Source organism: Paenibacillus sp. J22FR5, assembly GCF_059691975.1.
In genome coordinates, this window is record NZ_JCAUAN010000003.1 from 200,386 (window position 1) to 219,683 (window position 19,298).

General features: G+C 44.6%; 19 protein-coding genes and 1 other annotated feature. Of the genes, 17 read left to right on the top strand and 2 right to left on the bottom strand.

Annotated elements, in window-relative coordinates; all coding sequences use genetic code 11:
• Positions 1 to 65: 65 nt before the first annotated feature.
• From AC58P7_RS07155 to ileS, 14 genes are all read left to right on the top strand, one after another.
• On the top strand, positions 66 to 866 hold the full coding sequence (locus AC58P7_RS07155) for a cell division protein FtsQ/DivIB (protein WP_497341253.1): 801 nt from the start codon (positions 66 to 68) through the stop codon (positions 864 to 866).
• Between the two features lie 299 nt (positions 867 to 1,165).
• A complete protein-coding gene (gene ftsA / locus AC58P7_RS07160; protein WP_497341255.1) occupies positions 1,166 to 2,410 on the top strand; it encodes a cell division protein FtsA in 1,245 nt (414 codons plus the stop codon).
• Between the two features lie 30 nt (positions 2,411 to 2,440).
• A complete protein-coding gene (ftsZ, locus tag AC58P7_RS07165) occupies positions 2,441 to 3,565 on the top strand; it encodes a cell division protein FtsZ (protein WP_497341257.1) in 1,125 nt (374 codons plus the stop codon).
• Positions 3,566 to 3,798: 233 nt separating this feature from the next.
• Positions 3,799 to 4,722 (top strand): sigma-E processing peptidase SpoIIGA, encoded by a 924-nt coding sequence (gene spoIIGA / locus AC58P7_RS07170; RefSeq protein ID WP_497341259.1) that lies wholly within the window; start codon positions 3,799 to 3,801, stop codon positions 4,720 to 4,722.
• Positions 4,723 to 4,915: 193 nt separating this feature from the next.
• Entirely contained in the window at positions 4,916 to 5,638 is a 723-nt protein-coding gene (gene sigE, locus AC58P7_RS07175; protein WP_497255148.1) for an RNA polymerase sporulation sigma factor SigE, read from the top strand.
• Between the two features lie 160 nt (positions 5,639 to 5,798).
• The gene (sigG, locus tag AC58P7_RS07180; protein ID WP_056612640.1) at positions 5,799 to 6,581 is read left to right on the top strand and encodes an RNA polymerase sporulation sigma factor SigG; all 783 of its coding nucleotides are present in this window, start codon (positions 5,799 to 5,801) and stop codon (positions 6,579 to 6,581) included.
• A gap of 142 nt (positions 6,582 to 6,723) precedes the next feature.
• Positions 6,724 to 7,023: a YlmC/YmxH family sporulation protein gene (locus AC58P7_RS07185; RefSeq protein WP_497341261.1), complete on the top strand. Its 300-nt coding sequence runs from the start codon at positions 6,724 to 6,726 to the stop codon at positions 7,021 to 7,023.
• Positions 7,024 to 7,227: 204 nt separating this feature from the next.
• Complete coding sequence (gene pgeF / locus AC58P7_RS07190; RefSeq protein ID WP_497341263.1) at positions 7,228 to 8,082, top strand: peptidoglycan editing factor PgeF; 855 nt, start codon at positions 7,228 to 7,230, stop codon at positions 8,080 to 8,082.
• A 41-nt stretch (positions 8,083 to 8,123) separates the two neighbouring features.
• A complete protein-coding gene (locus tag AC58P7_RS07195) occupies positions 8,124 to 8,810 on the top strand; it encodes a YggS family pyridoxal phosphate-dependent enzyme (RefSeq protein WP_497341265.1) in 687 nt (228 codons plus the stop codon).
• A gap of 48 nt (positions 8,811 to 8,858) precedes the next feature.
• Positions 8,859 to 9,281, top strand: a complete 423-nt coding sequence (locus AC58P7_RS07200) for a cell division protein SepF (RefSeq protein WP_056612633.1) — start codon at positions 8,859 to 8,861, stop codon at positions 9,279 to 9,281.
• A gap of 38 nt (positions 9,282 to 9,319) precedes the next feature.
• Positions 9,320 to 9,592 carry a YggT family protein gene (locus tag AC58P7_RS07205; protein WP_497341267.1) on the top strand — a complete coding sequence of 91 codons (273 nt, stop codon included), beginning with the start codon at positions 9,320 to 9,322 and terminating at the stop codon, positions 9,590 to 9,592.
• A gap of 2 nt (positions 9,593 to 9,594) precedes the next feature.
• Complete coding sequence (locus tag AC58P7_RS07210) at positions 9,595 to 10,377, top strand: YlmH family RNA-binding protein (protein ID WP_497341269.1); 783 nt, start codon at positions 9,595 to 9,597, stop codon at positions 10,375 to 10,377.
• A gap of 151 nt (positions 10,378 to 10,528) precedes the next feature.
• A complete protein-coding gene (locus tag AC58P7_RS07215) occupies positions 10,529 to 11,005 on the top strand; it encodes a DivIVA domain-containing protein (RefSeq protein WP_497341271.1) in 477 nt (158 codons plus the stop codon).
• Between the two features lie 72 nt (positions 11,006 to 11,077).
• Positions 11,078 to 11,324 (top strand) — a binding site (T-box leader).
• A 170-nt stretch (positions 11,325 to 11,494) separates the two neighbouring features.
• Positions 11,495 to 14,266, top strand: coding sequence for an isoleucine--tRNA ligase (gene ileS / locus AC58P7_RS07220; protein ID WP_497341273.1), 2,772 nt, complete (start codon positions 11,495 to 11,497; stop codon positions 14,264 to 14,266).
• A gap of 177 nt (positions 14,267 to 14,443) precedes the next feature.
• On the opposite strand, the gene AC58P7_RS07225 is transcribed toward ileS, so the two are convergent.
• On the bottom strand, positions 14,444 to 15,181 hold the full coding sequence (locus AC58P7_RS07225; protein WP_497341275.1) for a TraR/DksA C4-type zinc finger protein: 738 nt from the start codon (positions 15,179 to 15,181) through the stop codon (positions 14,444 to 14,446).
• Between the two features lie 137 nt (positions 15,182 to 15,318).
• Between AC58P7_RS07225 and lspA the strand changes: the two genes are divergently transcribed.
• Genes lspA through AC58P7_RS07240 form a run of 3 tightly spaced genes read left to right on the top strand, consistent with a single transcriptional unit; the run spans position 15,319 to position 17,951 of the window.
• A complete protein-coding gene (gene lspA, locus AC58P7_RS07230; protein WP_497341562.1) occupies positions 15,319 to 15,837 on the top strand; it encodes a signal peptidase II in 519 nt (172 codons plus the stop codon).
• A complete protein-coding gene (locus AC58P7_RS07235) occupies positions 15,812 to 16,762 on the top strand; it encodes an RluA family pseudouridine synthase (protein WP_497341277.1) in 951 nt (316 codons plus the stop codon). Before lspA ends, AC58P7_RS07235 begins: the two co-directional genes overlap by 26 nt.
• Before the next feature lie 34 nt (positions 16,763 to 16,796).
• On the top strand, positions 16,797 to 17,951 hold the full coding sequence (locus AC58P7_RS07240) for an aminotransferase A (RefSeq protein ID WP_497341564.1): 1,155 nt from the start codon (positions 16,797 to 16,799) through the stop codon (positions 17,949 to 17,951).
• Between the two features lie 213 nt (positions 17,952 to 18,164).
• Here the strand turns inward: AC58P7_RS07240 and AC58P7_RS07245 are convergent, their stop codons facing one another.
• Entirely contained in the window at positions 18,165 to 19,286 is a 1,122-nt protein-coding gene (locus tag AC58P7_RS07245) for an N-acetyldiaminopimelate deacetylase (RefSeq protein WP_497341279.1), read from the bottom strand.
• Positions 19,287 to 19,298: the final 12 nt, after the last annotated feature.

Here is a 19,298-nt window from a genome sequence, read left to right on the forward strand (position 1 = left end):
CCCGTCCAAGTAGGACGGAGTAGCCTTTTATTTTGAGTCATAAATATAAATTGGTGGTGTCCCTCTTGTCCGAAGATAACAAAGTACCAACGCTGCCTGTACCTAAGCCGCGAACGCGTACGAATCGGAAGCTGCTCTCGTTTTTGATCATTTTTTTCATAACGGTGCTCATCATTCTGTTTTTCCAATCCTCCCTAAGTCGCATTAGTCATATTGAGGTTGAGGGTAACACATTATTAGCCGCGGATGTAATTGGACAAGCTAGTCAGGTTGTTGTGGGTGATCGCTTTTTTGCTGTGAGCTCCAAGACGATTGGGCAGCGAATCTCTAAGGTTCCTATGATCAAGAGTGCCGTTGTGAAGAAGACTTTTCCTGGTGTGATTCACATTCAGGTCGAGGAATACCCTAAAGTGGCTTTTCAAATCGATCCTGACGGGAAAAAGCAAGCGGTGCTTGCAGACGGCGGTGTAATTCAATTGCCTGCTGGAACCAGTATTCCGCTCGATATGCCGATTTTAACCGGGTGGGACGATAAGGATCCTAATAAGGTGGCACTTTGCAAAGTGCTCGGCGAAATCCCGCAAAGTGCGTTGTCCGATGTTTCTGAGATTAAGCCTGATCCTTCCGAATCTTACCCAGACAAAATTAAAATTTACACGCGATCACAATTCGAGATCCACACAACAATCGCTTACCTGCCTGATAAAATTGATAATTTGCCAGGCTACATTGCTGGACTACAAGAAGACCATATTACGAACGGTGTGATTACGATGCTAGAAGCGGAGTATCACACGCCATTTGCAACAAATGGAGAGTCCAAAACAGATCCCAAGACCACGCCAAAACCAACGCCGAAACCGTAACAATTGCAACCGTGCTCGCTTACTGACAAAAAAACATGACAGAGACTACTCAATCTCTGAAAAAAATGTTAAAATTAGTTTTATGGTTAAATAGGATCTATCTGCTTACTCTATTTTTTCTTGGTTTTACTAGACGAGAACGTTTGCATTTCACAACACTAAGATGAGAAATTGAAGCTGGTTTTTAAATGCAAAAAAAATGTAGAAAAAAGAGGGAATATGGCGGTTGTGTGGAATACGTATAGAAGTATTTATGGAGTTTTTGCAATTTTACCTAAGTTACAGGAGGTGCCAGGGGCTTGAGCAACAATGATATCATTGTTAGTTTAGACATCGGTACATCCAAAGTTCGAGCTATTATTGGGGAAGTTGTTAACGGAACCATTAATATAATAGGAGTGGGATCTGCCGAGTCAGAGGGTATTCGTAAAGGCGCAATCGTTGACATTGATCAAACTGTGCATTCAATTCGCAGTGCCATTGATCATGCTGAACGAATGGTCGGTATACAAATTTCCGAGGTTTACGTTGGAATTTCAGGAAATCATATTTCTCTTCAATCGAGTCACGGTGTTGTTGCAGTTTCTAATGAAGACCGTGAAATCGGAGAAGAAGATATTGATCGCGTCATTCAAGCGGCAAGAGTCATCGCATTACCTCCCGAACGTGAAATAGTTGGAGTTGTACCTAAGCAATATTTGGTTGATGGACAAGAAGGTATTAATGATCCACGCGGTATGATCGGTGTTCGTTTGGAAGTAGAAGCGACGATCATCACTGGAGCGAAAACAGGCATACATAATTTAATCCGTGTTGTGGAAAAATCCGAACTGAAGGTCGCGGGACTTATTCTAATGTCGCTCGCATCTGGCAATCTGGCTCTTTCCAAAGATGAGAAGGCAGTAGGGACCGTGTTGGTTGATATTGGTGCCGGTGCAACGACAATTGCCGTATTCGATGAAGGTAATCTAGTCGCTACGTCCACGATTCAAATCGGCGGAGAATTTGTTAGCAATGATATCTCCATTGGCCTACATACACAACTGGAAATTGCGGAGAAAATCAAGCTGAAATATGGCTGTGCATCTGTAGAAGACGCCGCGCCTGATCAAGTGTTTAAAGTAACGAGAATGGGCAGCAATGTCGAAAAAGAGTTCTCGCAAGTTGATCTTGCAAATATCGTTGAGCCCCGAGTAGAAGAAATTTTTCAATTAATTCGCGCGGAAGTTCATCGTTTAGGCTATGGTAATCTAACAGGCGGCTATGTGCTTACAGGCGGAACTGTTTGTATGCCAGGCATGCTGGCAATTGCACAATCCGAGCTTGCCACTTCGGTTCGTATTGCAGTGCCTGATTTCATTGGGGTGCGTGATCCATCCTACACGAGTGGTGTTGGTATTATTCAATTTGTCTACAAATACATGAAGAATCGTAATTCAGGTTTCACCAAGAAACTGGCAGTCAAGACTACCAAAAAATCCTCCGATAGTCAAAAGCCAGGCTGGGTTGAACGGGTTAAAAATTTCTTCAGTGAATTTATTTAGTGAACGTTAAGTTAGGGGGATATGGCTCATATGTTTGAATTTGATATGGATTTAGACCAATTGGCTCAAATTAAAGTCATTGGTGTTGGTGGCGGCGGTAGCAATGCAGTAAATCGCATGATTGAAAACGGTGTAAAAGGTGTTGAGTTTATTACCGTGAATACGGATGCACAGGCGCTTCATTTGGCCAAGTCCGTACATAAATTGCAAATCGGGGATAAATTGACCCGTGGTCTAGGTGCAGGTGCAAACCCTGAAGTCGGGAAGAAGGCAGCAGAAGAGTCAAGGGAGACGATTCTGAATACACTTCGCGGCGCTGACATGGTTTTCGTAACGGCAGGTATGGGCGGCGGTACAGGTACCGGAGCGGCCCCAGTCATTGCGGAAATTGCGAAAGAAGTAGGCGCACTTACGGTTGGTGTTGTGACTCGTCCGTTCACTTTCGAAGGACGCAAACGTTCTTTGCAAGCAGAGCAAGGGATAGCAGCATTGAAAGAGAAAGTAGATACGCTTATCATTATCCCGAATGATCGTCTTCTTGAGATCGTTGACAAAAAGACTCCGATGCTTGAAGCATTCCGCGAAGCGGATAATGTTCTTCGTCAAGGTGTACAAGGGATTTCCGATTTGATCGCAGTACCAGGGCTTATCAATTTGGACTTTGCAGATGTTAAAACGATTATGACAGAGCGCGGTTCAGCTCTTATGGGTATCGGCGTTGCTACGGGTGAGAATCGTGCGGCGGAAGCAGCGAAAAAGGCGATCTCCAGTCCGTTGTTGGAAACTTCAATTGAAGGCGCACGCGGTGTCTTGATGAACATCACAGGCGGTATGAACCTTAGCTTGTACGAAGTGAATGAGGCCGCTGATATTGTGGCATCTGCTTCGGATATTGAGGTTAACATGATTTTCGGTGCTGTTATTGACGAGAAGCTGAAAGATGAGATTCTAGTTACTGTTATTGCAACTGGATTCGAACATAAAGCAGCACCTGTTCATCAGTCTATCAAACGTCCGATTACACCAGGACAGCCTGAGACAGCAGCACCTGACAATCGCCTGAATAATCTCAAACCATTTGGCGCACAGCCTTCGAATGATCAATTGGATATTCCGACTTTCTTGCGTAACCGCGGACGGAATACTGACAAATAATTACACAATATGTGTCTAGAGACCGAAGCCCTACTTGATGTAGGAGCTTCGGTTTTTTGTTGTTCTGTAAGGTTTTCTCACGTAGAGCAAGCCGCGCCAACTGACAAAAAAAGTAGCACCCTACTAGCAAGTTTAGACAGACTTTGAATTTTGAATCCCCTATACTGATTTAGAAGCAGAAAGTTTCGTCACGAAATTACTAGATAGTGTTCGTCTTGGGGGTGAGGCATGGTATGGTCGTCTATGCGGATCTCATTTTCCTGCTGAACTTTCTTGTGGATGCGGCCTTACTCATTGTCACGGCGAAAACGCGGAAATTAGCGTTCAAATGGTGGAGAATCACGCTTTCAGCAGCATTAGGTGCCTCGTATGTCGTCATGATGTTCTTACCAGTTCCAACCATACTTTTTACATTTTCTGTGAAATGTATGTTTTGTACAGGTATGATTATGACCGCTTTTGGCTACGGCTCCTTACAAAATTTATTGCGGAATATGGGGACGTTTCTACTTATTAATTTCGCAGTTGCCGGAGGGATGTTCGGACTCCATTATGTACTTGCATCTTCCTCTGATGTCATGAAAGGTATCGTATTTACCCAATCAGGTGTAGCTGTCTTTCAATTTCAAATTGGTAGTATCCTGTTTGTGCTCCTATTGCTGCTTCCGCTCGTTTGGTGGTTTCGAACGGTGTTTCAAAGTACAAAGCAACGTGAGGTTATGGCGACTTATTTGGCGGAGGTTACGATTTATGTAGGGGACTTCGTTGCCACCTGCAAGGGGCTAATTGATACTGGGAATCAACTTTATGACCCATTAACGCGTACCCCTGTTATGGTTATGGAGGTTGCCGAGTGGGGAGATGTACTTCCTGTCGCGTGGCTGCAAAGGATAAGATCGGCCGATGTGGATCAAATCATTAGTGGTATCGGAGTAGAAGAGTTTATCTGGCAAGATCGTTTGCGTTTAGTTCCTTATCGAGGTGTTAACCGAAATACCCAATTCATGCTGGCCATAAAACCTGATAAGGTGGTGATCACTCATAATGATTCGCATCAGGAGGCAACTAAGGTACTTATCGGGCTAGACGGAGGAAAGCTGTGCAGCGATGGTTCCTACCAAGCGATTATCCATCCTGCGTTAATATCAGCTGGATAACGCTTTCAATTCTCAGGATTCGTGTTCATGACCCAAGAGGAGTTACGACGATAAACAAAGTTCACTTTTACGAAGTCAGTTTTTCCAGGGAAATCACAGCTTATGCTTACGATGAAAGTTTTGCCAAGGCAAAACTCAGATTACGCTTACGAAGAAAGTTTTGCCACAGCAAAACTCTTAGGAGGAAACTAACATGTTCTTGAAGTGGAAACTGCTTTTTCAACTAGCGTATTATCGAATCTTGATGTTCTTTGGTCTCAAAGGTGAGGAAATCTATTACATTGGCGGCAGCGAAGCATTGCCTCCACCGCTTACTCGTGAAGAAGAAGAATACCTATTGGAAAAATTACCATCCGGGGACGCAGCAATTCGAGCCATGTTGATTGAACGGAACCTGAGATTGGTTGTCTATATAGCTAGGAAGTTTGAAAATACGGGCATTAACATTGAGGATTTAGTTTCGATTGGCGCGATCGGACTTATCAAAGCCGTTAATACGTTTGATCCAGAAAAGAAGATTAAGCTGGCAACTTACGCCTCGCGTTGTATTGAGAATGAAATTCTTATGTATTTACGCAGGAATAGTAAAATTCGAACCGAAGTTTCATTTGATGAACCTTTGAATATTGACTGGGATGGCAATGAACTTCTCCTATCCGATGTGTTAGGAACAGAGAATGATACGATTTATCGGAACATTGAAGAGCAAGTCGATCGGAAGCTTTTACATAAAGCACTGGATAAGCTAAGTGAACGTGAGCGGATCATCATGGAGTTGCGTTTCGGGCTGCAGGATGGGGAAGAGAAAACGCAAAAAGACGTTGCTGATCTGCTGGGTATTTCACAATCGTATATCTCTAGATTGGAAAAACGGATCATAAAGAGGCTCCGTAAAGAATTTAACAAGATGGTCTGAAAATTTTTTTTGGCAGGAAATGTCGAAATTGTTCAGCAGTCACGGGAGGGAGCAAGTTGGTACCCTTTTGTCAAGTGGCTCGCTAGGGGTTAGGGCAGGAATAAATCGACCGCTCACGGGGATAATTAACAGTAATGTTTCTCCTTGGGAGGTAATCACGGTGACCCGAAATAAAGTTGAGATATGTGGAGTTGACACCGCCAAACTGCCTGTGCTGACCAATGCAGAGATGCGTGAGTTGTTCACTGACCTGCAAACTAAACAGGAAAGAACTGCAAGAGAGAAATTGGTCAATGGCAACTTAAGGCTGGTACTGAGTGTGATTCAGCGGTTCAACAATCGTGGAGAGTATGTGGACGATCTCTTCCAAGTTGGCTGTATTGGTTTGATGAAAGCCATTGATAACTTTGATTTAAGTCAAAATGTCAAATTCTCGACCTATGCCGTACCGATGATTATAGGTGAGATACGCCGCTACTTACGAGATAATAACCCGATTCGCGTTTCTCGTTCCTTGAGAGATATTGCTTACAAAGCATTACAAGTTAGAGACAGCCTGACGAATCAGAACTCACGAGAGCCATCCATTTACGAAATCTCTGAAGCCTTGAATGTACCTAAAGAAGATGTGGTGTTCGCACTCGATGCTATTCAAGATCCTGTATCCTTATTCGAGCCCATTTATCATGATGGGGGCGATCCCATCTATGTCATGGATCAAATAAGCGATGAACGTAATAAGGACATGTCATGGATCGAGGGAATTGCATTGCGCGAAGCGATGCATAAGCTGAATGCGCGAGAGAAAATGATCCTCTCCATGCGCTTCTTTGAAGGCAAAACCCAGATGGAAGTAGCAGATGAGATTGGCATTTCTCAAGCACAGGTCTCAAGGCTAGAGAAATCAGCTATTTGTCAGATGCAGAAACATGTAAAATCCTAAAAGTTATTAACAAAGACTGGAACGGCCTTGGTAGACAAGCCGTGAAGGTCTTTTTTCGCGGATCAGGACATTTTGCCCATCATGCACATATACTAATAAAAAATCAGTACAAATACTAATGAGATATGTGGTGATAGGCCTCATGAAAATATCTGATTTCCAGACGAAGGACGTAATTAATATTGTGGACGGCAAAAAGCTTGGACAAATCAGTGATTTGGAGCTTGACCTGCGCCAAGGAAGAATCGAGTCTATTGTTGTTCCGAATCAGAGCCGGTTTTTCGGACTGTTCGGTTCAGGGACTGATGTCATTATACCTTGGAAGCATATCGTGAAAATTGGTGCTGATGTTGTGCTCGTGAAGCTAGAAGATGTCAGGCCGTACCGTCAAACGGACGAGACGGAGGGGGTATATGAATTTAACCGTCAATTTCGGAATTGACGGTTGACACACGGGGTTAGGCTGCTTAGTGATATAGGCAGTTTACAGCCAGCGTGTGTTTTTTTGTTTAGATAGATGCATGTATCTGTTTCACTTGGTCAGTCGGCACTATTTCTTGATAAATGTAACGATCTAAGATGGACGTGTTTCCGTTTATTTTGTGTGTTAAAGTAGAAGGAAGAGAAAAGATGGAGGAGATTGGGTTTGGAACCATTTATCGTACAATCACAAGAATCTAACGAGGATCAACCGGTCCTTTTAACCATTGCGCCATGGATGGATAGATTTCCTGAACTCACTGCGGGCTTTACTTCTCGTTTAGGCGGAGTTAGCCAGGCTCCCTTTTCCACGCTAAATTGTGGGCTGCATGTGAACGATAATAGGACAGATGTCGTACGTAATCGTGAGCGCATTGCTGACGCCCTAGGGCAGCCATTCGCGTCCTTTACGTATGCAGAGCAGGTACATGGGAAAGACATCGCTATCGTTAGTCTAAAGGAGCAAGGAATGGGGCGAGAAAGCAGGGAAACTGCTTTTCAAGCAACGGATGGTTTTATTACGAGGGAGAAAGGTATCGTTCTCTGCGCGCAGTTTGCTGATTGTGTTCCTTTGTTTTTCTACGATCCTGTTAGGCAAGTGGTTGGGCTTGCGCACGCAGGATGGAAAGGAACTGTGTTAAACATTTCCATGGCTACAATATCCTTAATGACACATACTTTTGGTAGCCAGCCGTCTGATATCCATGCGGCTATTGGCCCCTCGATTGGCGCGTGCTGCTATGAGGTTGATGAAACGGTAGCATCCCGTGTAAGGCAAGTCCTGAAGGAAACTCAGACGTCACCAGAAGCACAAAAAGCTGTTATCACCGATAAGGGCAAAGATAAGTATATGTTGAATTTACGACAATTAAATCGAAAATTGATCGAGCAAGCAGGAATTTTGTCGTCCCATATCGAAGTAACTCAGTTATGTACGAGTTGCCGAACAGATCTCTTCTTTTCACATCGAAAAGAGGGGGGTTCCACAGGACGAATGATTGCTTGGATCGGTCTACGTTGAGAGGAACTAGCAAGGTGTGTTGAATTGAGGTGTAGGGTAAAATGAGCGTATTAGAACGCAAACAAGAGGTTGAAGCTCGGATTGCAGCAGTATGTCGGCAATCAGGCCGTCAAGAGAATGAAATTAAGATCATTGCTGTTACCAAATATGTATCTTTAGAAACAACTGAACAAGTGTTGAACACGGGTCTACTGCATATTGGTGAGAATCGTTGGCAAGATGTCAAACCAAAATGGGAAGCCCTGCATGAGCGAGGAACGTGGCATTTTCTTGGTCATCTGCAGACGAATAAGGTGAAGGATGTTATCGGCAAATTTGCCTATATTCACTCTCTTGATCGGATGTCTCTTGCTAAGGAATTGGACAAGCAGGCAGCCGCATTAGGGATAGAAGTCAATTGCTTCTTGCAAGTGAATATTTCCGGCGAAGCAACGAAATATGGAGTTGCAACCGATGAGTTCTTCCATTTTGCTGAGGAAGTAAGTAAGCTTGCACGTATTCGTGTATGCGGCTTGATGACAATGGCACCTTATGAGCTCGAATCCGAAGAAACGAGACCCGTTTTTCGAGGTTTACGAGAGTTGCGGGATCAATTGAATGAACGCAATCTGTTTCCTTATGAAGTGAATGAGTTATCGATGGGTATGTCAGGCGACTTTGAGGTTGCGATTGAAGAAGGTGCAACTTGGGTGCGCTTAGGTACAGTTTTGGTAGGCAAAGAGGGCTAGGAGTCAAAACTTGATTCCGATGTATGATTTCGTCAGGAGGGGACCAATATGGGTGTATATAACCGATTTATGAATTTTCTGGGGCTTCAGGAAGAGGAAGAAATTGTAGAGCGTGAACGGATTGTAGAAGCAACAGAAGAACCTGAAACCAATCCCTATGAATTACGTAATAAAAATAAGGCGAATGTCGTTAGTATACATTCACAGAAGAATTCACGCGTTGTCCTAAGTGAGCCTCGCACTTATGAGGAAACGCAGGATATCGCAGACCATCTACGTGCCCGTCGAGCTGTTGTTGTTAATTTGCAGCGCGTTCGTGGTGATCAAGCCATACGAATCGTAGATTTCTTGAGTGGTACTGTTTACGCATTGAATGGGTCTATCTCTAAGCTTGGACCGAATATCTTTCTCTGTACACCAGATTCAGTAGATATTCATGGCCACATCTCCGAGATGATGGGCGAAGAATAGACGCATATCCAAACACAGAGATAGAGGTGGAAAACTACGTGGATAACGTTTACTCTTTTTTAATTATTTTACAAGAAATTTATTATTTCATGATTATTGGTTACTTGATCTTATCCTGGTTTCCAAATGCACGTGGCAGTTTTGTCGGTGGACTGCTTGCGAAGCTGGTTGAACCGTATTTAAGTCCGTTCCGCAAGATCATCCCTAGCATAGGTTTCATTGATCTTTCGCCAATTGTGGGATTGATCGCTTTGAAATTCGTGGTGATGGGGATTATCGCAGTGCTTCAGTTCATCGCGGGGTTATTTTAACATTGGTTAATGAACTCTATGGTCATTTTCACTCCGACGAGCATCATTTTGTCGATAAGGCCTGGGATTGGGTTGAGCGAGCTGCAGAGCAGCATGCTGTGAAATTAACCGATTTTCTCGATCCTAGACAAGCTTTCATTCTGAATTCACTCGTCAACCGACACCCGGATGTACATTGCCGTTTGGATGGCGGTTATGAGGCAGCAGAACGCAGGCGAGCCTTAATTGCCCCTGATTATCGGAGCTTGGAAGGCGAAGACATGGCTATGGCTGTGCTAGCTGTTTCCTCAGGGGATGGCAAATTTCTAACATTAGAACATGGAGATTACATGGGCGCCATTCTTGGACTCGGCATGAAGCGAGACAAGGTTGGCGATATTCATGTTATAGAGGGTGGCTGCCATTGTCTGGTGACCCAGGATGCAGCCGATTATTTGCATTTAAATTTGTCCCAAGTACATAGAGTACATGTTCAAACGGAGTTGCTCTCTTTAGATAAGTTAGAGCTAGCGCAAGTGCAATTGGATGAGCTTCATCTATCCGTTGCCTCCATGCGCATGGACGGTATTGTAAGCGATGTATTCCGATTAAGTCGAGCCAAAGTGCTGCTACCGATCCAAGCAGGCCGATGCCGCGTGAACTGGAAGGTGGAAGAAGATCCAAGTAAGCCGCTGAAGGAAGGGGATATGATCTCCTTGCAGGGCTTTGGTAGATTTAAAGTGCTTGAAGTGGAAGGCGTATCGAAAAAAGGTCGAATTCGTGTGAAGATTGGCAAGTTTGCATGATCGTGGATAATTTATCCACGAACTTTGCAGGAATTGCTAATTTTCTGTCGAACTGAACTGTATAGACATGGGTGTAGGCTAGCTTTCAGATAAGCTTAGCATATACTTACGAAGTCAATTTTGCTACGCAAAACGCTAAGGAGGGGCACTGATGCCATTAACACCGCTAGATATACATAATAAGGAGTTTTCACGTTCGTTTCGCGGTTATGATGAAGATCAAGTTAACGAATTCCTAGATCAAGTCATCAAAGACTACGAGGCCCTCATTCGTGAGAATAAGGATTTACAGAATCAAACGTTAGCCTTGCAAGAGCGTTTGGATCATTTCACGCATATTGAGGAGTCGTTGAGTAAGACGATTATCGTTGCACAGGAAGCAGCGGATGAAGTCAGAAGCAATTCGAAGAAAGAAGCACAGCTTATTTTGAAGGAAGCAGAGAAGAATGCGGATCGCATTATTAACGAATCGTTGACGCGCTCTCGCAAAGTAGCTCTTGAAATTGAAGAGCTGAAGAAGCAAGCTTCCATCTATCGCACGCGCTTTCGGACATTACTTGAAGCTCAACTTGAATTATTGAACACAGAAGGCTGGCAAAGTATGCAGTTTGAACATACGGAAGAGTAGGCATAGTGCCATAGGCCATTCTCATATTGACTATGACTGTCGAATTGGTTATACTCCTGTTAAATGTATCGCAATAAAGCTATGACTGGAACGAGTAGGACGTTATGAGCAGTGTCAGCGAATTAGGGTTTTGGTGTGAGCCTAATCTCTGCAGCGTACCGAATATCCCCCAGGAGCGTCTCTTGAAGTGAGTAGGGAGAAACGGGTCATGCCGTTACACATGATCGAGTGAAGAAGCTGTGTTCGGCTCGCCTAAGGCGTGTGTTCATGATGCTTTTTAACGAGGGTGGTACCGCGAGTTGAGTTTCTCGTCCCTTTTTGGGGATGAGAGGCTTTTTTTGTTTTTACCACATAAGAAAGTATAAGTTTTCGGTTTCTGAAAACGGCTTTCTTATTGGCGATAAAACTAACCTCTAACGCGGTCGCTCATCCTTGAATAACCTCGATATAGGTTTTCTCACAGATTGAAGTAGGGATGGAGTGGTAAGCATGGATTATGGCAAAACATTAAATCTATTACAAACCGAATTTCCGATGAGAGGTAATTTGCCGCAAGCGGAACCGAAAATGCAAGAGCATTGGGAAGCGGAAGACATTTATGCCAAAGTACAGGAAAGTCGTAAGGGCAGAACGAAGTTCATTTTACATGATGGACCACCCTATGCGAATGGAGATATTCATATCGGTCATGCACTAAACAAAGTGCTGAAAGATATTATCGTGAGATTCAAAACACTGCAAGGTTTCGACGCGCCTTACGTGCCTGGCTGGGATACGCATGGCTTGCCGATCGAGCAAGTGATAACAAACAGCGGGAAAGTCGATCGTAAGAAGATGACTGTTCCTGAGTTTCGTGAATATTGCAAAGAGTACGCGCTGCAATCGGTTGAGAAGCAGAAAAGTCAATTCCAACGTCTAGGTATTCGCGGAGATTGGAAGAACCCTTACATCACGCTGCAACCTGGCTATGAAGCACAGCAAATCCGGGTTTTCGGTACGATGGTGCAGAAAGGCTTCGTTTACAAAGGGTTGAAGCCTGTCTACTGGTCTCCTTCCTCCGAAAGCGCCTTGGCTGAAGCGGAAATCGAGTACAAAGAGAAAACATCAACTTCCATCTATGTGGCGTTCCCAGTAAAAGATGGCAAAGGTAAGCTTCCTCAAGATGCTTCTATCGTCATTTGGACAACAACAGCTTGGACATTACCAGCGAACTTGGGTATCTCTCTACACCCTGAATTCGAGTATGCGGTTGTGCAAGCGAATGGCAAGAAATATGTGTTAGCACAAGGCTTACTAGCTTCAGCGGCTAAAGAAATCGGTTGGAGCGAGTACGAAGTTCTAGCGACGGTAAAAGGCAGTGAGTTGGAGTTTGTAACGTGCCAACATCCTTTCTACGATCGTGAATCCCTCGTGATGGTTGGCGAGCACGTGACACTAGAGGCAGGTACTGGCTGCGTTCATACCGCACCAGGACATGGGGAAGACGACTTCGCGATTGGACAACGCTATAATATTGGTGTGCTGTGTCCCGTGGACGACCAAGGTCATTTTACGGCAGAAGCGCCAGGCTATGAAGGCATGTTCTATGAAAAAGGCGGCAAGCTCATTATCGAGAAGCTGCAAGAGTCTGGTCTATTGCTGAAAGCTGCAGATATTCAGCATCAATACGCGCACGATTGGCGTACGAAGAAGCCTGTTATTTATCGTGCAACGGAGCAATGGTTTGCGTCGATCGATAAATTCAGACAAGAGATGCTGGACGAAATCAAGCAAGTGAAATGGACACCGGAGTGGGGCGAAGTTCGCCTGCATAACATGATCGCAGATCGTGGAGACTGGTGTATTTCGAGACAACGGGCCTGGGGGGTTCCAATCCCGATTTTCTATTGCCGCAGCTGTAATGAGCCGCTTGTGAACGAGCAAACGATTGAGCATGTAGCGCAATTATTTGAGCAAGAAGGCTCGAATGCTTGGTTCATCAAAGATGAGAAGGATCTCCTTCCACACGGCACTAGCTGTTCCAAATGTGGGCAAGGTGAGTTCCGTAAAGAAACAGACATTATGGACGTATGGTTTGACTCCGGATCCAGTCATGTGGCAGTTCTTGAGTCGCGTCGAGAGCTTCAATGGCCTGCTGATTTGTATCTCGAAGGCTCTGATCAATATCGTGGATGGTTCAATTCATCCCTGATCACGGGTGTTGCTACGAGAGAGAAATCGCCGTATAAAGGTATTCTCAGTCATGGCTTTACGCTGGATGGCGAAGGCAGAAAAATGTCCAAATCGATCGGCAACACGATTGATCCGAATGTGGTGTGTGGCAAATTAGGCGCAGATATTCTTCGGCTATGGGTTTCTTCCGTGGATTATCAATCCGATCACCGGATTTCAGATAATATTTTGAACCAAACGACAGAGGTTTATCGTAAAATCCGTAACACGATGCGTTTCTTATTAGGGAACTTGAGTCAGTTCAACCCTGAAACAGATCGCGTCGCAACTACGAGTTTATCCGAGCTAGATCGTTATGCGCTCATTCGTTTGAACCGTATGATCGAGAAGGTTGTCAAAGCTTATGAAGCCTACGAATTCCATGTGGTATATCAAACAATTCACCATTTCTGTGCTGTGGAAATGAGCTCCTTCTATTTGGATATCATCAAGGATCGACTCTATGCGAATGCGGCTGAGGATCCAGCACGTAAAGCTTCACAAACCGTGTTATATGCTGCACTTACAGCGATTACGAAACTGATCGCACCGATTCTACCACATACAGCGGATGAAGTTTGGAAATACATCCCTGGTGTAACGTTAAGCTCCGTGCAACTTGCGGAATTACCGGAAGTAGAGGCGAATGTATATAACGAGGAATTGGAAAATAAATGGAACTCCTTCTTGGAAGTAAGAGATGATGTTTTGAAAGCATTAGAAGAAGCGCGTAAGGAGAAAGTCATTGGTAATTCCTTGGGAGCAGCTGTGAATTTGTATCCGAATGAAGCAATGTTCGCGTTGTTAACACAATTCGAGCAATTGGATCAGTTATTCATCGTATCCGCTGTTAACCTTCACCCGGTAGGTACGTCATCAGTACCTGAAGGTGCTCTTCAGTCCAAAGATGTTACCATTGCAATCGCTGTTGCAGACGGTGAAAAATGTGAACGTTGTTGGATAGTGACACCAGAGGTTGGGCACAGTAAAGAGCATCCAACACTCTGTGTCAGATGTAACGATGTTGTGACTGCTCATTATCACGAGTAGAGGAACCAAACGAGCTTACGCACAATGCGAAGCTCGTTTGTCCTGTTTTTAATCGGGCTATTTACCACATAAGAATGAATAAGTTTTCGGTGCTCGGAAAAACAAATTCTTATTAGCGATAAAAACAATCTCTAGATGTGGTCGCTCATCCTCGAATTACTTCGATAGAAGTTTTTCTCACTCATCATCCAAATCGGCAGTTCTTTCAGGTTCAAGGAAAGGATCACCTTCATCACTATGCATATATTCGTTGTAGGCTTTACTTCTTACAATGGTAACATGTTCACCATATAGATCCGTGGCTACGAAGCTTTCGAAAGATTCCACATAGCCTTCTAACTCATCGGCTTCGATGTACATGTCGTTGTAGCTTTCAACTTGGTTACTTTCGGCGAATGCAGGTGTGTTCGAGGTTCCCCAACTCTCTACGATTTGCCAAGCATCTTCACCATCGAATTCGGTTTCGTCGTTTCGTTCATCGAAGCTCGTTCGACCGAAAGGCGGATAAAGAACTTGCTCTTCCACAGGGCGTCGGAAAGATTGATCTGGATCGGGAACATGTTCGATGCTGTATAAAGTGGTTGGAATGGCTTGTAGGCGTTCATAGGGAATAGGTTGATGGCTAAATACACAAATGCCGTATTCGCCGCTTTCCATACGAGCTAAAGCTTCATTGACTTGTTGTAAATGCATTTCAGCATGTTCATTGAGTGAGATATCTTTCGCTCGTTCGAAAACTTCGGATCCGATATCTCCTGGATGATTATCATACATGGATAACTCTCCAATGGAATCAGAGAAGGAATTAGCGAGTCCGAATTTGTCATTAGTAGCAAAATGTTTTTCAAGTGCAACCTTTTCCTCCAATAGTTGTACATATAACGTTTTTAATTGTTCTTCAGTTAAATGGCTCATAGGTCATACGGCTCCCTTCAAACAGCTCATTCATACCGTTTATCATGCCGATAGACCGCTTTTTTTAGTGAGGTAATTCCTTGCAAATTAGGTATGTACATGCTCTCAATATTGTAGGAGGAATAAACATGAAATATTTGAAATATTACGCCTATGCGCTTCTTGCTTTTATCTTGGATCAGGTAACGAAGTGGATCATCGTAAAAAAGGTTCCACTCGGCGAGGAACGCCCAGTCATTGGCGATTTTTTCATGATTACTTCCCATCGTAATCGTGGTGCCGCTTTTGGCATTTTACAAAATCAACGTTGGTTTTTTATTGTGATTACGACGATTGTGCTATGTGCCATTATTTGGTACATGCGTCGCACAATTAAGGAAGGCAAGATACTATTACCTTTCGCACTTAGTTTACTATTTGGTGGAGCACTCGGTAATTTTGTGGATCGCGTCTGGTTTGCGGAAGTCGTCGATTTCTTCCAGTTTACATTTGATTTCAGCTTTTTTGGCAAAGAGATTGATTATATTTTCCCGATCTTCAATGTTGCTGATTCCTGTATTGTAGTAGGGGTTATTCTAATCTTTATTGAATCCATATTTGCAGCAAGAAACGAGAAAAAAGGAGCAACACATGAACACAAACCAGACCTCACCTGATTCCACATCCCAAGAACCGATTGAATGGACAGTTGAAGATCAATTTGCCAACGAACGGATTGATAAATGGATTACAGAAGCGTTGGAAGAAGATATTTCAAGAACACTTGTCCAACAATGGGTCAAAGACGGTCACGTTAAGGTGAATGGGAAAGCGGTAAAGCCAAATTATAAATTATCGGTGCAAGATGTGATAGCGTTGCAAATTCCTGAACCTCAAGGCGTAGAGCTTGTAGCTGAAAACATTCCGCTAAATGTGGTGTATGAGGATAGCGATGTCATCGTAATAAACAAGCAGAGAGGTCTTGTCGTTCATCCGGCGCCTGGACATTATTCGGGTACCTTAGTGAATGCTTTAATGTACCACTGTAAAGACTTATCTGGTATTAATGGCGAGCTTCGCCCAGGTATTGTTCATCGTATAGATAAAGACACTTCAGGATTAATTATGTCTGCCAAAAATGATAAAGCACATGCGAGTCTTGCTGAGCAATTGAAATCACATTCAGTTAACCGTAAGTATATTGCCTTGGTCCACGGACATATTCAGCATGATCAAGGGACGATCGATGCACCTATTGGCCGGGATTCGCATGATCGTAAGATGTATACGGTGACAGAGAAAAACAGCAAGACCGCGGTGACGCACTTTGTCGTAATGGAGCGTTTTGGGGACTTCACCCTAGTCGAGTTGAAGCTTGAAACTGGGCGTACGCATCAAATTCGCGTACATATGAAGTTCATTGGCCATCCACTCGTAGGAGATCCGATGTACGGGAAAAGCAAAGGCATGCTGATGGACGGTCAAGCGTTGCATGCTGCGATTCTAGGCTTCAAACATCCGCGTTCTGGGGAATGGCTGCAGTTTGAAGCGCCTATTCCTCCGGATATGGAGAACCTGATACAAACGATACGGACAACCTAGTTCTTGTTCGAGGGAGAGAGGAGAGCTGGATATGTTGGAACATTTGATTAATCCGCAAGTGAAAGACATTCAAATTTCCGGTATTCGCAAAATTTCGAATTTGGTCAGCACTATTCCTGGTGCGTTAACGTTAACAATTGGGCAGCCTGATTTCCCAACGCCGCGACATATAATCGAAGCGGGTCAAAGAGCTTTGGATCAGAACAAAACCGTCTACACGCAAAATCCGGGACTACTAGAGCTTCGTGAAGCTGTTTCTAACTTTGTACAGGTCAAATACGGGCAGGTATATCGCGCGGCGGATGAAATTATCGTCACAGCTGGGGCTAGCCAAGCCGTCGATATCACATTGCGGACGATTCTGACCCCAGGCGCTGAGGTCATCATTCCGGCTCCGATTTATCCTGGTTATGAACCTTTAATCCGTTTAGCTGGAGGCGTTCCGGTTTATGTGGATACAAGAGAGAACGGCTTAAAGCTAACTGCGGAGTTGTTGGGGCCATACTTAACGGATAAAACGCGTTGTGTTATTCTATGTTATCCATCGAATCCAACAGGGCAGGTACTGACGGAGCAGGAAATTACTGATTTAGCGGAATTGTTGGCGGATCGCGATTTGTTTGTTTTGTCCGACGAAATTTATAGCGAGTTGGTTTATGGGGTTCGTCATCATTCCATCGCATCCGTAGGGAAGCTAAGAGAGAAGACGATTGTCATTAATGGCTTGTCCAAATCGCATGCCATGACAGGCTGGCGGATTGGTTTCACAATGGCGCCTGCCTATCTCACAGAGCACATGGTGAAGGTTCACCAGTATAATGTAACCTGCGCTAGCTCTGTAAGCCAGTACGCCGCTTTGGAGGCGTTGACGGTTGGCATCGACGATGCGCTGCCCATGCGCGAGGCTTATGCAGCGCGTAGAGACTACGTCTACGGACGGTTGCTCGCGATGGGTATCGAGCTAGAAAAGCCGGATGGGGCGTTCTATTTGTTCCCATCCATTGCGCAGTACGGCTTATCCTCGCAAGAGTTTGCGATGAGACTGCTGCATGAAGAGCATGTCGCGGTCGTACCTGGAGATGCGTTTACTCCTTACGGAGAAGGCTATATCCGTATTTCATATGCTTATGCACAGGAAGTGTTGGAGCAATCGCTGGATCGACTTCAGCGGTTTGTGAGTAAGCTTTAAAGGAAAAGGAACCTTGGCTGCAGATGCAGTTTCGGTTCCTTTTTTTGATAGCTAGTAAATCCATTTCTCCCGAATCGACATATGCGGCTTGATGCGAGGTGGTAGTGGATTCGCGAGTCATAGGCATGTGTTGTCAGCATCTTGTCAACTATCAATCCAATAAATAAAAACCTCCAAATCACCACCGTTCATGGGATTTGGAGGTTTTTCAATTTAGCTAGATTTATATCGCAGATACGCTGTAATCGTTTCGATGGCTACATCAATCGCGCGCTCATCTGGATCAAGCTTGGCATTATGCAGGCCATGTGGTGTATCCACCCCAAGCCAGAACATGAAGCCGGGGATCTTCTCTAAAAAGTAACCAAAGTCTTCACCGGTCATCGCTTCTGTACATTCGAACAACGTAACATTGTCACGTCCGCGAAGCCAGTCCATGAATTCCACTGTCAATGCCGGATCATTATAGACTTGGCGATAATTTGAGCCCCAATCGATGGAGACTTTGCATTCGAATGAAGCTTCGATGCCTGCGGTAACGGCTTCAATGCGTCCTTTGATCTTGTCCATAGAAGCAGCAGATAACGTTCGAATTGTCCCCTCTAAGCGAGCCTTCTCCGCGATTATATTCTGCTTCGTCCCAGCTTCCATTTTACCAATCGTAATGACAGCTGAATTCAGCGGATTCACGTTCCGTGACACGATGGTTTGAAGCTGCCCAACCATCTGCGTTGCCGCGATGATCATATCATTCGCTTGATGCGGATAGGCCGCATGGCCGCCTTTACCTAGCAAATCAATGAATAGCTCCGAGGTGTTGGCGAACAAGATTTCAGGTCTGACAGCAATCGTTCCGACAGGATACTCCGGTGCAATATGGAGCGCGACCATCTGATCAGGCATCCAATCCTGCAACTCCTCTGCGTCAAGCATCGGCAACGCACCGCCAGGACCTTCTTCTGCTGGTTGGAACAACACAACGAGATCATCCTGCATCGGATTTTCCGTGAAGTGAGTCACAACTCCCATCCCGATGGACATGTGAAAATCATGCCCGCATGCATGCATATAGCCTGGATGCTGAGAAGGGAAGGGAAGTGTAGTCTCTTCCGTGATCGGAAGCCCGTCCATATCGGCGCGATAACCGAAGCGTTTGCTCGGGTTTAAGCCTTTGATATAGACCAGAATGCCCGTACGCCAAGTGCGGATCGTAAGTCGTTCCTGTGACAGCTTGGCCAACTGGTCAAGCAGAAGCTGCTGCGTCTTGAACTCTTGGAATCCCGGTTCTGGGATTTGATGAAGCTGACGTCGCAGCTCTACAAAAGGGCTAAACATAACGATTTCCTC